The organism is Lentzea sp. NPDC058436, assembly GCF_042721515.1.
Lineage (GTDB): Bacteria > Actinomycetota > Actinomycetes > Mycobacteriales > Pseudonocardiaceae > Lentzea.
In genome coordinates this window covers 1-15116 of sequence record NZ_JBHXLF010000032.1, presented here as the reverse complement: position 1 = coordinate 15116, position 15116 = coordinate 1, and the positions used below count along the sequence as shown (strand labels likewise).

The 15116-nt window shown below is 68.3% G+C and carries 11 protein-coding genes and 2 tRNA genes; 4 read left to right on the top strand and 9 right to left on the bottom strand.

Features of this window, described 5'->3' with window-relative positions:
* The first annotated feature begins 311 nt into the window (after window positions 1-311).
* A complete protein-coding gene (locus ACFWN2_RS43955; protein WP_382436637.1) occupies window positions 312-2597 on the top strand; it encodes an RNA degradosome polyphosphate kinase in 2286 nt (761 codons plus the stop codon).
* Window positions 2597-3514, top strand: a complete 918-nt coding sequence (locus ACFWN2_RS43950; protein ID WP_382436688.1) for an NUDIX domain-containing protein — start codon at window positions 2597-2599, stop codon at window positions 3512-3514. The genes ACFWN2_RS43955 and ACFWN2_RS43950 overlap by 1 nt, the downstream gene beginning before the upstream one ends.
* 604 nt (window positions 3515-4118) lie before the next feature.
* On the opposite strand, the gene ACFWN2_RS43945 is transcribed toward ACFWN2_RS43950, so the two are convergent.
* The 3 genes from ACFWN2_RS43945 to leuC form a co-directional block, all read right to left on the bottom strand.
* Window positions 4119-4805, bottom strand: coding sequence for an HU family DNA-binding protein (locus ACFWN2_RS43945; protein ID WP_382436636.1), 687 nt, complete (start codon window positions 4803-4805; stop codon window positions 4119-4121).
* Between the two features lie 188 nt (window positions 4806-4993).
* Entirely contained in the window at window positions 4994-5596 is a 603-nt protein-coding gene (gene leuD, locus ACFWN2_RS43940) for a 3-isopropylmalate dehydratase small subunit (RefSeq protein ID WP_382436635.1), read from the bottom strand.
* A 2-nt stretch (window positions 5597-5598) separates the two neighbouring features.
* Window positions 5599-7005, bottom strand: a complete 1407-nt coding sequence (gene leuC, locus ACFWN2_RS43935; RefSeq protein ID WP_382436633.1) for a 3-isopropylmalate dehydratase large subunit — start codon at window positions 7003-7005, stop codon at window positions 5599-5601.
* A gap of 73 nt (window positions 7006-7078) precedes the next feature.
* On the opposite strand from leuC, the gene ACFWN2_RS43930 reads away from it, so the two are divergent.
* The gene (locus ACFWN2_RS43930; protein ID WP_177221282.1) at window positions 7079-7780 is read left to right on the top strand and encodes an IclR family transcriptional regulator; all 702 of its coding nucleotides are present in this window, start codon (window positions 7079-7081) and stop codon (window positions 7778-7780) included.
* A 937-nt stretch (window positions 7781-8717) separates the two neighbouring features.
* On the opposite strand, the gene ACFWN2_RS43925 is transcribed toward ACFWN2_RS43930, so the two are convergent.
* The 3 genes from ACFWN2_RS43925 to ACFWN2_RS43915 all read right to left on the bottom strand — a co-directional run bounded on the left by ACFWN2_RS43925 (window position 8718) and on the right by ACFWN2_RS43915 (window position 9894).
* A tRNA-Glu gene (locus tag ACFWN2_RS43925) sits at window positions 8718-8790 on the bottom strand.
* Window positions 8791-8934: 144 nt separating this feature from the next.
* Window positions 8935-9006, bottom strand: a tRNA-Gln gene (locus ACFWN2_RS43920).
* A gap of 150 nt (window positions 9007-9156) precedes the next feature.
* Window positions 9157-9894 carry an HAD family hydrolase gene (locus tag ACFWN2_RS43915; RefSeq protein ID WP_382436632.1) on the bottom strand — a complete coding sequence of 246 codons (738 nt, stop codon included), beginning with the start codon at window positions 9892-9894 and terminating at the stop codon, window positions 9157-9159.
* 382 nt (window positions 9895-10276) lie between these two features.
* On the opposite strand from ACFWN2_RS43915, the gene ACFWN2_RS43910 reads away from it, so the two are divergent.
* Window positions 10277-11533 carry an FAD-dependent oxidoreductase gene (locus ACFWN2_RS43910; protein ID WP_382436631.1) on the top strand — a complete coding sequence of 419 codons (1257 nt, stop codon included), beginning with the start codon at window positions 10277-10279 and terminating at the stop codon, window positions 11531-11533.
* On the opposite strand, the gene ACFWN2_RS43905 is transcribed toward ACFWN2_RS43910, so the two are convergent.
* The 3 genes from ACFWN2_RS43905 to cimA form a co-directional block, all read right to left on the bottom strand.
* Complete coding sequence (locus tag ACFWN2_RS43905; RefSeq protein WP_382436629.1) at window positions 11523-12182, bottom strand: LuxR C-terminal-related transcriptional regulator; 660 nt, start codon at window positions 12180-12182, stop codon at window positions 11523-11525. The two genes, ACFWN2_RS43910 and ACFWN2_RS43905, sit on opposite strands and share 11 nt — an antisense overlap.
* Before the next feature lie 67 nt (window positions 12183-12249).
* Entirely contained in the window at window positions 12250-13008 is a 759-nt protein-coding gene (locus ACFWN2_RS43900; protein WP_382436628.1) for a fumarylacetoacetate hydrolase family protein, read from the bottom strand.
* Between the two features lie 17 nt (window positions 13009-13025).
* On the bottom strand, window positions 13026-14609 hold the full coding sequence (cimA, locus tag ACFWN2_RS43895) for a citramalate synthase (RefSeq protein ID WP_382436626.1): 1584 nt from the start codon (window positions 14607-14609) through the stop codon (window positions 13026-13028).
* Window positions 14610-15116 lie beyond the last annotated feature (507 nt).

Sequence of the window (15116 nt, the reverse complement as noted above, 5' to 3'; positions counted from 1 at the left end):
GCTCAAGTGCCGCGGCAGCCGACCTTCGCCGCGGCACTAGGGTTCTGCTCCGTGCAGGCGACTGTGTCCACTTTTAACAACGACGGATCCGCGACCGTCCTCCGAGATGACGGCGTTCTCGTCGACGTGAGTGCCGAAGCCGTCACGGCGGGTGGTTGGCGAATGCTGCGTCCGGGTCAGCGGGTGACCCTCGAACGTAGTCCCGACGGGGCTGTTACGGCTCTTCGCATGCCTGTTCTGTGACGAGGAGTTCACCAGACGGACGTTCTGGCTAGGGGCGCCACGGCCGATAGTGCGACACAATGCGTGACGTGAGCACGGACGACAACGACGGCAAGGCGACCCCCTCCCGACGCCGCTCGACGCGCGGCAAGGCAGCGGCCACCCCGCGTGCGGCGGCACCGAAACGGCAGCCTCGCGCGGCCACCAGGCGAGCGTCCAACCCGCGGACGAAGGCGGAACCGCCCCAGGAACCGGTCGCCGCGCCCACCCGCGGTGTGCCCTCGGCGCCGCCCGCGGTGACGCCGAGCTCCCTGCCCACGGACCTCCCGGACGACCGGTACTTCAACCGTGAACTGTCCTGGTTGGACTTCAACGCCCGCGTGCTCGCCCTGGCCGAGGACTCCTCGCAGCCGTTGCTGGAGCGCGCGAAGTTCCTCGCGATCTTCGCCTCGAACCTGGACGAGTTCTACATGGTCCGGGTCGCCGGCCTGAAGCGGCGGGCGGAGACCGGGCTCACGGTGCGCAGCGCGGACGGGCTCACGCCGCTCGAACAGCTCGTGGCGATCTCCAAGCGCTCGCAGGAACTCGTGGAGCAGCACGCCCGCGCGTTCCTCGACCACATCAGGCCCGGCCTGGAAGAGCACCGGATCAGCATCGTGACGTGGGGCGACCTCACGGACTACGACCGTTTGAGGCTCTCCAACTACTTCAGCGAGCAGGTCTTCCCGGTCCTCACGCCGCTGGCGGTCGACCCGGCGCACCCGTTCCCGTACATCTCGGGGCTGTCGCTGAACCTCGCCGTGACCGTGCGGGACCCCGAGGGCGGCGGCGAGCGCTTCGCCCGCGTGAAGGTGCCGGACAACGTGCCGCGCCTCGTTCGCGTGGAAGCGGACCGGTCGTCCTCTTCGGCCACCTTCCTGCCGCTGGAGGAACTCATCGCCGCGCATCTGGGCGAGCTGTTCACCGGCATGGAGGTCATCGAGTGCCACGCGTTCCGCGTGACGCGCAACGCGGACCTCGAGGTCGAGGAGGACCGCGACGAGGACCTGTTGCAGGCGCTGGAACGCGAGCTCGCGCGGCGCCGGTTCGGTCCGCCGGTCCGCCTGGAGGTCGCGGACGACATGACCGAGCACATGCTCGAACTGTTGTTGCGGGAGATGGACGTCGACCCGCACGACGTCGTGACGGTGCCCGGCCTGCTCGACCTGTCGTGCCTGTGGCAGCTCTACGGCATCGACCGCAAGACGTTGAAGGACCCGGCGTTCGTGCCGGCGACGCACCCGGCGTTCGGTGAGCGCGAGACGCCGAAGAGCGTGTTCGCGACGCTGCGCGAGGGCGACGTCCTAGTGCACCACCCGTACGACTCGTTCTCCACATCGGTGCAGCGCTTCATCGAGCAGGCCGCGGCCGACCCGCACGTGCTCGCCATCAAGCAGACGCTGTACCGCACCTCCGGTGACTCCCCCATCGTCGACGCGCTGATCGACGCGGCCGAGGCCGGCAAGCAGGTCGTGGCGCTGGTCGAGCTCAAGGCGCGCTTCGACGAGCAGGCGAACATCAAGTGGGCGCGGGCGCTGGAGAAGGCGGGCGTGCACGTCGTCTACGGCCTGGTGGGCTTGAAGACGCACTGCAAGACGTCGCTGGTGGTGCGCCAGGAGGGCTCGACGATCCGCCGCTACTGCCACATCGGCACCGGCAACTACAACCCGAAGACCGCGCGGTTGTACGAGGACGTCGGCATCCTGACCGCCGAGCCGAGGATCGGCGCGGACCTCACCGACCTCTTCAACGTCCTCACAGGCTACGCGCGCCAGGACGAGTACCGCTCACTTCTCGTTGCCCCCTACGGCGTCCGCAAGGGCATCGTGGACCGGATCAACCTGGAGATCGAGCGCGCGCAGGCGGGTGAGCCCTCGGGTGTGCGCATCAAGGTGAACTCGCTCGTGGACGAGCAGGTCATCGACGCGCTGTACCGGGCGTCGCAGGCGGGTGTGCCCGTCGACGTGGTGGTGCGCGGCATCTGCGGCCTGAAGCCGGGCATCAAGGGACTGTCGGAGAACATCCAGGTGCGCTCGATCCTGGGCCGGTTCCTGGAGCACTCGCGCGTCTTCCACTTCGTCGCGTCCGGCGAGTACTGGATCGGCAGCGCGGACATGATGCACCGCAACCTGGACCGCCGCGTCGAGGTCGCCGTGAACGTCGCCGACCCGCGCCTGACCAAGCAGCTGGGCGACATGTTCGACTCCGCCCTCGACTCGCACACGCGCTGCTGGGTCCTGCGTTCTGACGGAGAATGGGAAGCCTCACCGTCGGACGGCTCGTCCGTGCGGGACCACCAGATGGAACTGCTGCACAAGCACGGAGCTCTTGGGTGATCAAAGCTGCTGGGGCGGTGCTCTGGCGCGATGCGGGCGGAAACGTCGAAGTCGCGGTAGTGCACCGCCAGCGTTATGACGACTGGTCTTTGCCGAAGGGCAAACTCGACCACGGAGAGACGATTCCGGCCTGCGCGGTGCGCGAGATCGAGGAGGAAACTGGCTTCTCGTGCGTCCTCGGCCGCCACCTGAGCCAGGTGTCCTATTCGGTGAAGGGCGTACCGAAGACCGTCGACTACTACGCCGCCGAAGCCGTTTCCGGTTCTTTCGCGGCCAACGAGGAGGTCGACGAACTGCGGTGGCTGCCGGTCACCGAGGCGTCGGCCCTGCTGACGTACGAACCGGACCGCGAGGTGCTCGACGAGTTCGCCCGCCTGCCCGCGGACCTGCTGCTGGTCGTGCTGGTGCGGCACGCGAAGGCCGGCAAGCGTTCCGAGTGGGACGACGACGATGACCTCCGCCCGCTCTCCGACGCCGGCTGGCGCCAGGCCGCGGCACTGCGCGCGTTGCTGCCCCTGTGGGCGCCTGTGCGCGTCCACACGGCGCCCAGGGTGCGCTGCGTGGACACCGTGCGAGGCGTGGCCGAGGACCTGGACGTGGACATCGTCGAGGAGCACCGCCTGTCGGAGGAGGGCTACTGGCCCGACCCGGACGCCGGTCTCGTGCGCCTGCTGGAGGTGGCGGCCCTCGAAGGCCGTGCCGTCGTCTCGTCGCAGGGCGGGGTGATCCCGTCCGTCGTGCAGTCGCTGGCCGAACTGGGCGGTCTGCGGCTCGACGAGATCCCCTGCAAGAAGGGCAGCACGTGGGTGCTGGCCTTCACCAGGCCGTTCGGCACGTGGTCCACTTCGGACTCGCCTTCGCGCTGGCCAACGCTGGTGTCGGCGCATTACCTGGCCTCGGCGCTACCGCGTCCCTGAGGCTGTTCGCAGGACGTTTCCCGCCGCCGTCCTCCCACCCCGACGAAAGTTCGCCTCTGGCAACCAAATCGGGCGGGAGGGCGGCGGTTTCGCTTGTGCCGGGGGTGTTCGCAGGCGTGCGGGCGTTATTTCTATTGGCCCGCAGCGGGGTTCGGGACGGGCGCTGATCGGGGACCGGGAAGCCCGTCCGGCAATCGGCGCGACCGGTTCCGGAATTCCGGGACGCGGGTCGGGAACGTTTGTCCGGGGTGGCCAGGACGCCTCCTCCACGAACGGCCGGCGACTCTTCTTCAGCGCCACTCCGAACTCGCCGCCGCGCTTTCCCACTGCTCCAGCGGACTCCCCGCGCACTCCCACGGCACGCCCACGACGGACTCCCCCGCCACGCCCGCCGCTTCCTCAACTCCCCCAGCGGACTCCCTGCCGCGCCCGCCGGTCTCCCTGCCGCCCCAACCACCTCAGCGGCTGCCTCGCGCGCCTTTTCTGCAGGCCAAGGCCTTTGCGACCCTTCCCTGTGCCCAGGCACGCGGAAGGCCCCGGTGTGCGCACACCGGGGCCTTCCGCGTGGATCTGAAGTGACGCAGCCTCCCTCAGGAGGCCCGTCTCACTTCTTCTTGGCAGCCGTCTTGCGAGCAGCCGGCTTCGCAGCCGCGGTCTTCGCGGCGGGCTTGGCAGCGGCAGTCGTCTTGGCAGCAGCCGGCTTGGCAGCGGCCGTGGCGCGCTTCGCCGGAGCCTTGGCAGCCGTCGTCTTGGCAGCGGCAGCCGTCTTGGTGGCGGCGGCCTTGGTGGCGGTCGCCTTCGCGGGCGCCTTGGCAGCAGCGGGCTTCGCCGCGGCCGTGGTGGTGCGACGGGTCGCGGGCGCCTTGGTGGCGGCCGCGGCCGTGCGGGTGCGCGTCGTGGTCGTCGCGCGGGTCGTCGCGGCCTTCGTCGCCGGAGCCTTGGTGGCCGCGGGCTTCGCGGCGGCAGCGGCGGCGGGCTTGGCGGCGGCCTTGGCGGCAACGGCCTTCGGCAGCTTCTTCGCACCGCTGATGACGTCCTTGAACGTCGAGCCGGGGCGGAACGCGGGCACGTTGGTCTTCTTGACCTTCACGGTCTCACCGGTGCGCGGGTTGCGCGCCGTGCGAGCCGCACGGGCACGCTTCTCGAAGACGCCGAAGCCCGTGATGTTGACCTTCTCGCCCTTGTTGACGGAGCGCACGATCACATCGACGAGCCCGTCAACAGCAGCACCGGCGGTCTTCTTGTCTCCCAGGCGCTCGGCGAGCGCCTCGATGAGCTGGGCCTTGTTCACCTTCAGTCCCTCCCAGGACGCTCACGGCCCATAAGCGTCTGGGCCGACTAGAACGCAACGGTAGGCCCAAATCGCGAGAAATACCAATCGCCACGCCAACTTTTTCGTTGTGGCGTGGCTAATTGCGCCCCTTCGAGGGACAGGAGGCGCCGGATTCGCCCCTCTCAAGGGGAGAATCCGGCCCCCTCTCAGACCGCCGGAAGCGGATCCGTTGTGGGCAGCCAAGTCTGGCGATTGCCCTCGAAATCGCTGATCTCGGCCTCGTGGCGCAGTGTCAAAGCGATGTCGTCGAGGCCTTCGAGAAGGCGCCAGCGGGTGTAGTCGTCGATCTCGAAGGGGGCCACCAAGTCCTTGGCGCGAACGGTCTTGTCGGTGAGGTCGACGGTGACCGCCGTACCGGGTTCGGACTCCAGCAGTTTCCACAGGAGCTCGACATCGGACTGGCTGCACTGCGCCGCGACGAGACCCTGCTTGCCCGAGTTGCCCCGGAAGATGTCCGCGAACCGGGACGAGACGACGACGCGGAAGCCGTAGTCCATCAACGCCCAGACGGCGTGTTCCCGAGAGGACCCGGTGCCGAAGTCGGGGCCCGCGACGAGGACGCTGCCCGCCTTGAAGGGCTCCTGGTTGAGGATGAAGTGCTCGTCACCGCGCCAGGCGGCGAAGAGCCCGTCCTCGAACCCGCTGCGGGTCACGCGCTTGAGGTAGACGGCCGGGATGATCTGGTCGGTGTCCACGTTGGACCTGCGCAGCGGCACACCGACACCGGTGTGGGTGGTGAAGGCTTCCATGGTCAGTTCTCCAGGTCTGCGGGGGCCGACAGGGTGCCGCGCACGGCCGTGGCGGCGGCGACGAGCGGGGACACGAGGTGCGTCCTGCCGCCCTTGCCCTGCCTGCCCTCGAAGTTGCGGTTGGAGGTGGAGGCGCTGCGCTCACCGGGCGCGAGCTGATCCGGGTTCATGCCAAGGCACATCGAGCAGCCGGCCTGCCGCCACTCGGCGCCCGCGTCGAGGAACACCTTGTCCAGGCCCTCGTCCTCGGCCTGCTTGCGCACCCGCATCGAACCGGGGACGACCAGCATCCGTACTCCTGAAGCGACGTGCTTCCCCTTGATGACGTCCGCCGCGGCGCGCAGGTCCTCGATGCGCCCGTTGGTGCAGGAGCCGAGGAACACCGTGTCCACGCGGATGTCGCGCAGTGGCGTGCCGGGCGCGAGGCCCATGTACGTCAGCGCCTTCTCGGCGGCCACGCGCTCGTTCTCGTCCACGATCTTCTCGGGGTCGGGGATGTTCGCACCCAGAGGCAGTCCCTGACCGGGGTTGGTTCCCCACGTGACGAACGGAGTGAGGTCCGCGGCGTCGATGTTCACCTCGGCGTCGAAAGTCGCGCCGTCGTCGGTGCGCAACGTCCGCCAGTACTCGACGGCGGCGTCCCACTCGGCACCGGTCGACGCGTGCGGCCGCCCCTTGATGTAGTCGAAAGTCGTGTCGTCAGGTGCGATCATGCCGGCACGGGCGCCCGCCTCGATCGACATGTTGCAGACCGTCATGCGCGCTTCCATCGACAGCGCCTCGATGGCGTCGCCGCGGTACTCGAGCACATACCCCTGTCCGCCACCGGTTCCGATCTTCGCGATGACCGCGAGGATGATGTCCTTCGCCGTGACGCCCTCGCCGAGCGCGCCGTTGACGTTGATGGCCATCGTCTTGAACGGGCGCAACGGCAACGTCTGCGTCGCCATCACGTGCTCCACCTCGGACGTGCCGATGCCGAACGCCAGCGCGCCGAACGCGCCGTGGGTGCTCGTGTGGCTGTCGCCGCACACCACCGTCATTCCCGGCTGCGTGAGGCCGAGCTGCGGGCCGACCACGTGGACGATGCCCTGCTCGAAGTCGCCCATCGGGTGCAGCCGCACCCCGAACTCCGCGCAGTTGCGGCGGAGCGTCTCGACCTGCGTGCGCGAGACGAGGTCCGCGATCGGCTTGTCGATGTCGACGGTCGGAACGTTGTGGTCCTCGGTGGCGATCGTGAGATCGGCCCTGCGCAGCTTGCGGTTGGCAAGGCGCAGCCCGTCGAACGCCTGGGGGCTGGTGACTTCGTGAAGCAGGTGGAGGTCGATGTAGAGCAGGTCCGGCTCCGCACCACTTCCGTGGCGCACAACGTGTGCCTCCCACACCTTCTCCGCGAGCGTGCGGCTCATCGCGACATCTCCCACAGTATGGACGTGCCGACAGATCTGGACTTCTCACTGTCTGGGAAGTTAGTATCGGCTTGTGGGACAGCATAGCGGGATCGGCGTGCTGGACAAGGCAGTGGCCGTGTTGAACGCCGTGGCAAAAGATCCGTGCGGCCTGGCCGAGTTGTGCAATCGCACCGGCCTGCCGCGAGCGACCGCGCACCGCCTGGCCGTAGGCCTTGAGGTGCACAGGTTGCTGCGCAGGGGCTCCGACGGCCGCTGGCGCCCAGGCGCGGCTCTCGCGGAGCTGGCCGGCGGCGCCACAGACCCGTTGCTGGACGCGGCTTCCTCAGTCCTGCCACGCCTGCGCGACATCACAGGCGAAAGCGTGCAGCTCTACCGCCGCGACGGCATGCAACGCGTCTGCATCTCTTCAGCCGAACCACCGTCGGGCTTGCGCGACACGGTTCCCATCGGCGCGAGACTCCCCATGACAGCGGGCTCAGGCGCCAAAGTCCTTGCCGCATGGTCAGACCCAGGCACCCAACGAGCAGTCCTGGCCGACGCCGTCTACGGCGAACGCACCCTCCTGGAAGTACGCCGCCGAGGCTGGGCACAAAGCGTCGCAGAACGAGAACCAGGCGTGGCCTCAGTCTCCGCACCAGTACGCGACTCTTCAGGCGCAGTAGTGGCCGCAGTCTCAGTCTCAGGCCCAATCGACCGCATGGGCCGCCGCCCAGGAGCCCGCTGGGCAGCAGACCTACTGGCAGCAGCCGAAGCCCTACAAAGCCGACTCTAAAGCACCACACCCAGACCGGCCGCTCTCCCTACGGGGAGGGCGGCCGTCGTGCTTTCCACACCCCGACACGCCGCCCCAAACGCACGACACGCGGGGGGCGAGCGGCGGGCCACGAGGACGGGGAGGGCGGGCAGCGCGGCCTAGAAGCGGAGCGGCGGAAGGGAGGGCAGAAGGGCCGGCGGGGAAGGGAACAGGTGGGCCGGAGAGCAAAGCGCGATCCGGGAGGACAGACGGAGCGGGAGGGAGGGGAGGGAGGGCGAGCGGAGAGGGAAAGGGTGGGGTGGAGGACGGACAGAAGGCGCGGGTGGGGCCGCAGGAGGGGTGGGGCGCGGCGGAGGCGGGTGTGACGGAGGCGGTGGGGCAAGGAGGCGGTGGGCAAGGGGTGGGAGGAGGCGGCAGGAGAGCACGAGCGAGCAGAGGGGCAACGCGGGCGGGCTGGGGCCTCAGAAGAACGGGGTGGGGAGAGCGCCGCAGGCGGCACGAGCGGGTCAGGACAGCCATGCGGGACGCGGCACGCGGGACGCGGGACGCGAGTGGCGCGAATCACCGAGGCGGAACGCCAAGCGGAGGCGGCCGAAGGCCAGACGATGCAAGGCGGATAGGCCCAGGCACGGTGAGAACACGAGCGAACCCGCGATATGCAAGGCGAAGCGAGCAGAGCAAAAGCCGAATCACACAAGACAAGGCAGCTGCCACAAATCCAACGATCGAAAGCCCGAGAACAAAGGTGAGGCGGACCACGTCAGCCAACACACGCCCCCCCCGGCGAGCGAAGCGAAGCAATACGTCGCCATTCGCGAGCGAAGCGAAGCGCACACCCAGGCCGGGGGTCCGGGGGCGGCAGCCCGCCGGCTGGGGGTCTGGGGGCTCGGCCCCCAGAGGACAAAGCGAAAGAGGCCTGTCAGCGCTTTCCGCTGACAGGCCTCTCCCACCTCTGTAGCCCCGAAGGGATTCGAACCCTCGCTACCGCCTTGAGAGGGCGGCGTCCTAGGCCGCTAGACGACGGGGCCCTAGAACTTCTTGCTGGAGTGAACCTTATCAGATCTCTCTGTCCGATCCAAATCCGGCTATTCAGTTCTTTTCTTGCGCACTACTTGGTCTTGCTATTTTCAGCAGCTCCGGAAGCTTACCCGAGGGCAGTTCTTCCGTTGCAGCTGGGGTACCAGGACTCGAACCTAGACTAACTGAACCAGAATCAGTCGTGCTGCCAATTACACCATACCCCATTGGCTTTCACGATCGACTTCGTTGTCCCGAAGGAGTTCCGAGGTGCTCGTTGCTGCCGGGAGAAATACTAGACCACGTCCCCGCCAGAAGTGAAATCGGCCCCCACCTAACGGCAAACGCGCAGGTGGGGGCCGGTCTCAAGCCACGTCTCAGGCGTGGGCGGTGGAGAGCTCGCACACGAGGAGTTCGGGCAGTTCCGCGAGCGTCGTGATGGACGACAGGCCCGCGGGCAGGGTGCCGCCGCTCGGGCTCACGCGGTTGATCCAGACTCCGTGCATTCCGGCGTCACGCGCGCCGATGGCGTCGGCGTGCAGGCGGTCTCCCACGTGGACGGTGTCGCCGGGCGGGACGCCCAGGGCCAGGCACGCGGTGTGGAAGATCACGCGGTCCGGCTTGGCGCAGCCGACCTCGCCGGCGATGAGCACGGCGTCGAAGTACTCGGCGAGGCCGAGCTGGGCGATCTTCATCCGCTGGTGGTAGCCCGACGCGTTGCTGATCGCGGCGATCGGGAGGCCCGTGGCGCGCAGCCAGTCGAGCATCGGGATCGCGTCCGGGAACAGGCACCAGCTCGACGAGAGGACGTCCTGGCGGCCCAGCTCGCGGCGGGTGGCCTCCTCCAGGGAGAGGTCCTCGCCGAGTGCGGCGAAGAAGGCCTGCGTCCGGATGTTGCGCATGTGCTCGTACTGGAGCTCGCCGGCGAGCTGGCGGGAGACGTGGTCGTCGGTGATCCGCTGCCACAACGACCAGGCGTCGGCGTTACCGACCATCGAGGCCAGGGCGGCTCGCGAAGAAGAGCTGTAGTCGACAAGTGTGTCGTCGACGTCCAGGCACACAGCGCGGATCTCGCCGGTTCTCTTACGCGTGAAAGTCGGGGACGCAGTTGTCACCCCGGAAGGTTAGGTGCGAGGGGCCCTCGTCCGATTCGGCTAACGAGGTGATTCCTATAGGTCCTTGCACGATCAAGCGGACCCATAGGGCCCGAACGAACCAGTCGGACTGGTCCGAGCGCCAGATGCAATCACCCGGTCGAGTGTTGTTCGGCTACGTGACGAACGCCGGGTGGAACGCCCGTTCCGCGGGCGCGACACCCTAGCTCGCACAACGACATTTCACACCAGCCGCAACCTTTTCGAGGCCTGGTCCACCAGACCGTCCAATTTGGACGGTCCCGAACGAGGAGACGTGCGCCACCGCGAACGTGCTTGACGCGCCTGGCGATCAAGAGCATGCTTGCCTTAATTCAACATGAGTTGAAAAGAGGGGATCACCATGGAGAGGACAACCTGTCTCGTCGTCGGTGGCGGACCTGCCGGGATGGTGCTGGGGCTGCTGCTGGCGCGCGGTGGCGTCGAGGTCACGGTGCTGGAGAAGCACGGCGACTTCCTGCGCGACTTCCGCGGCGACACCGTGCACGCCTCGACGCTCACGCTGCTCGACGAACTGGGGCTGGGGCCCGCGTTCGAGCAGGTCCCACACCAGGACGTCGACAAGATCGAGGCGCTGCTCGACAGCGGCGCCAAGGCCACGATCGCCGACCTGTCGCGGCTTCCCGGCCCGAACAAGCGCATCGCGATGGTGCCGCAGTGGGACTTCCTCGACCTGCTGGCGGACGCGGGCAGGCTCGAACCGTCGTTCACGCTGCGGATGAACACCGAGGTCACCGAGATCACCAAGAACGGCAACAGGGTCACGGGCGTGAAGTACCGGGATCGCGTCGACGGGCACGAGGGCGAGTTCGCCGCCGACCTGGTCGTCGCGGCGGACGGGCGGAGCTCGATCCTGCGCGCGGCGGTGGAACTCCCGGTCTACAGCTTCGGCGCGCCGATGGACGTGTGGTGGTTCCGGTTGCCGCGCAACGAGAGCGACGACGTGAAGGGTGGCGCCGGCCGGTTCAGCTCCGGCAGCGCGCTCGTCCTCATTCCACGCGGCGAGTACTTCCAGTGCGCCTTCCTCATTCGCAAGGGGACGGACCAGGCGGTGCGCGCCGAGGGCGTCGAGAAGTTCCGCGAACGGGTCGTCACGCTCATCCCCTGGCTCGCGGACCGCGTCGGCCACATCACGGACCTCGACGAGGTGAAGCTGCTCGACGTGAAGCTCGACCGGTTGCGCCGGTGGCACGTCGACGGGCTGCTCTGCATCGGTGACGCGGCGCACGCGATGTCACCGGTCGGCGGCGTGGGCATCAACCTGGCCGTGCAGGACGCGGTCGCGGCGGCGACGGTGCTGGCAAAGCCGTTGCGGGAGGGCCGGGTCACGGACGCGACGCTCGCGAAGGTGCGCGGGCGCAGGCTCTTCCCGACCGTGGTGATCCAGACCGTGCAGCGGGTGATCCACCGGCTGTTCCTCGGGCGCAAGCTCAACAGCACCGAGACGGTGTCGAGCACGGGCGTGCCGTTGCCGCTCAAGATCGCCCAGAAGCTGCCGTTCCTGCAGGCCGTTCCCGCCTACGTGGTCGCGATCGGCCCACGGCCCGAGCACGCGCCCGACTTCGCGCGGAGGGACCCGCAGACCATCGTCAGGTCGTGACGAACGCCTCGGCGGACTCGCCGAGCACCATCGCCACGGCGTGGGCGCGGTCACGGGCGCCCAGCTTGCGCAGGATCGCCTTCACGTGGGTCTTCACGGTGTCGTTGCTGATGAAGAGCCGCTGGGCGATCCGCGCGTTGTCCATGCCCTTCGCCATCTCGGCCAGCACGTCGAACTCGCGCGCCGACAGCCGGCCGAGCGCGGCGGGCGGGGGCATCCGCGCCGGTAGGCGTGCCAGCGACCCCACCCGTGCGTCGATCGTGGCAGGAGCACCCCGCACCGCGGCCACGATGAGCGGCAGCAACTCGGCCACGGGCGAGGTCTTCAGCAGGTAGGCCACCGCGCCGGCGTCGAGCGCCGCGCGGGCCCAGCTCGGACTGTCCGCATTGGACAGCACGACGACACGGGCGCCCGGTCTGTACTGCGCCGTGTCCCGCACGGTGCGCAGCGGCCCGGCGCCCGGTACGTCGAAGTCCGTGACGACCAGGTCCACCGGCGTGCCGCGCAGACTGCGCGCGGCATCGGCCACGGTGTGGGCGATGCCCACAACGCGGAAGCAGTGCGTGCGGTGCAGTGAGATCCGCAGCCCCTCGGTGATGAGCTGCGAACCGTCGACCAGCAACACACGGGTGGACGCCGGGTCCGTCATGACACCGGGAAGTTACTCGTGGGTACCCGGGTGCGTAAGCCGCCGGACGCCGGATTGCTCCGTACGGCTACCTATTTGCGACCGGATTGGTGAGCGTGCCGAGGCCGTCCACCGTCACCGAGACCGTCTGTCCGGCCGTCATCGGCCCGACACCGGCCGGCGTGCCGGTGAGGATCAGGTCGCCCGGCAACAGTGTCATGATTCCCGACACGTACTCCACGAGCGACGGAATGTCGTGCACCATCAACGAAGTACGTCCGTCTTGTTTGACCACGCCGTCGACCTCGGTGACGACGCGCACGTCGGACGGGTCGAACTCCGTCTCGATGAACGGACCCAACGGGCAGAACGTGTCAAAACCCTTGGCACGCGTGAACTGCACGTCCTTCTTCTGCAGGTCGCGCGCCGTGACGTCGTTGGCGATCGTGTAACCCATGATCACACCGGTGGCCTTGGCCCGCGGCACGTCGCGGCACGGCTGGCCGATGATGACGGCCAGTTCGCCTTCGAAGTCGACGCGCTCGGACACGGCCGGGAGCTTGATCTCCACGTTCGGGCCGACCACCGAGGTGTTGGGCTTGAAGAACAGCAACGGCTCCGCGGGAACCTCGTTGCCGAGCTCCTTCGCGTGGTCCGCGTAGTTCCGGCCCACACCAATGATCTTGGTGGGCAGGATGGGGGCGAGCAGCCTCACGTCCGCGAGCGGCCACTTCCGGCCGGTGAACGTCGGCGTGCCGAAGGGGTGTTCGGCGATTTCCGCGGCCTCGTCGCCTTGAACGGCGACGAAGGCCACGCCAGCAGGATGAGCAATTCGGGCGATGCGCACATCGCCAGCTTACGAGGTCAGCCGGACCGCATCGACTTGTGCACGAGGGCGTCGCACAGCGCCAGCCAGGACGCCTCGACGATGTTCCCGTGCACGCCGACCGTCGTCCACCCGCGCTCGCCGTCCGTGGACTCCACCAGCACACGCGTCACGGCGTCCGTGCCGGGATGTTCGGTGAGGATGCGCACCTTGTAGTCGGCCAGTTCCACGGTGTCCAACCAGGACAGGTGCGGCAGCAACGCCTTGCGCAGCGCCGCGTCCAGTGCGTGCACCGGCCCGTTGCCCTCGGCGGTGGCGATGACCCGCTCCCCCGCCACGTGCACCTTGACCGTGGCCTCGGACACGATCTCGCCGTCCGACCGGTGGTCGAGCACGACGCGGTAGGACTCCAGTGTGAACGGCGGAGTGTCCAGTTCGGACAGCTCGCCGCGCAGCAACAGTTCCAGCGACGCGTCCGCGGCCTCGAACGACCAGCCCTTGGCCTCCAGCTCCTTCACCCGCGCCAAGGCCGTTCCGACCTCGGTTGACCGGCCGGCCAGGTCGAGCCCGAACTCACGTCCCTTGAGTTCGAGGCTCGCCCGACCGGCCATCTCGGTGACCAGCACCCGCATGTCGTTGCCGACGGTGTCCGGATCGATGTGGTTGTACAGCTCCGGATCCACCTTGATCGCGCTCGCGTGCAGACCCGCCTTGTGAGCGAATGCTGACGACCCGACATAAGCCTGGTGGGTGTCGGGTGCGATGTTCGCGATCTCGGCCAACGCATGGGAGACACGGGTGAGCTCGGCCAGTGCCCCGGTCGGGAGCACCTCCATGCCGAGCTTGGTCACGAGGTTTCCCACGACGGCGAACAGGTCCGCATTGCCTGCTCGCTCGCCGTATCCGTTGGCGGTGCACTGAACGTGCGTCGCGCCCGCCTGAACGGCCGCGAGAGTGTTCGCCACAGCACAGGACGTGTCGTCCTGGCAGTGGATTCCGACGCGGAAACCGGTCTTCTCGACGATCTCCGCGACCGTGCCGGCGAGACCGAGCGGCAGCTGCCCGCCGTTGGTGTCGCACAGCACCACGACGTCCGCGCCACCCTCCACAGCGGACTCCAGCACCCTCAGGCTGGTGTCCGGGGAGAACGCGTACCCGTCGAAGAAGTGCTCGGCGTCGAGGAAGACGCGCCTGCCGTGGTCCTTCAAGAACCTGACGGTGTCGCGCACCATCTTCAGGTTCTCCTCGGTGTCCGTCCGCAACGCCCGTTCGATGTGCCGCAGGTCCGACTTGGCCACCAGCGTCACCACCGGCGCCTGCGACTCCAGCAACGCCTTGACCTGCGGGTCCTCCTCGACCCTGACCCCGGCCTTGCGCGTGGCCCCGAACGCCACCAGCTTGGCGTGCTTCAGTTCCAGCTCACCGGCCGCCGCCCTGGCGAAGAACTCCGTGTCCTTGGGCAACGCACCGGGCCAGCCACCCTCGATGAACCCGACGCCGACCCCGTCCAGCAGGCGCGCGACAGCGAGCTTGTCCGTGACGGAGTACGAGATGCCCTCACGCTGCGCGCCATCGCGCAAGGTCGTGTCGTAGACGTGGAACTCGTCGGTAGGGCCGGCCATCGGAGTCATCTCCTCATCAGGACAAACAAAAAGACCCCCCGCGGGATGCGAGAGGTCTGCGCGTCGGGTGCCAGTGGCGGCAACTACCCGACGCGCTCGTCAATAATGATGGCGGTGAACTGAGCCATGTCCGGGATGCTGCCACAGCTTCGCGCGACGTACCAAGCGACGGGAGGAAATCTCCCACTATCTGGTCACGGGTTCACGGCCGTGACGCGAGCCGGCGAGGTGCGCGGGGCAGGGTGGGTCAGACCAGATCTGGGCTGTGCCAACCGCAGTCGCCCTCGCAACGCGCCCACGCACGCAGGTCCGGCGCGCGGTGCCAACCGGACAGCCACCAACGCACACCAGCCACGCATGCAGCCTGGCGTGGCGATGCGCAGCGAGCCGTCCGAACTATGAGGCGACGGGTAGCGGTGCACACCAACCAGGGCGATTGGGGCTTGACCTTGAGGGGCGGGGTGCTACCCCTCTGGGCACGGCCGGGCGCTTTTCAGCCCGGCCTTT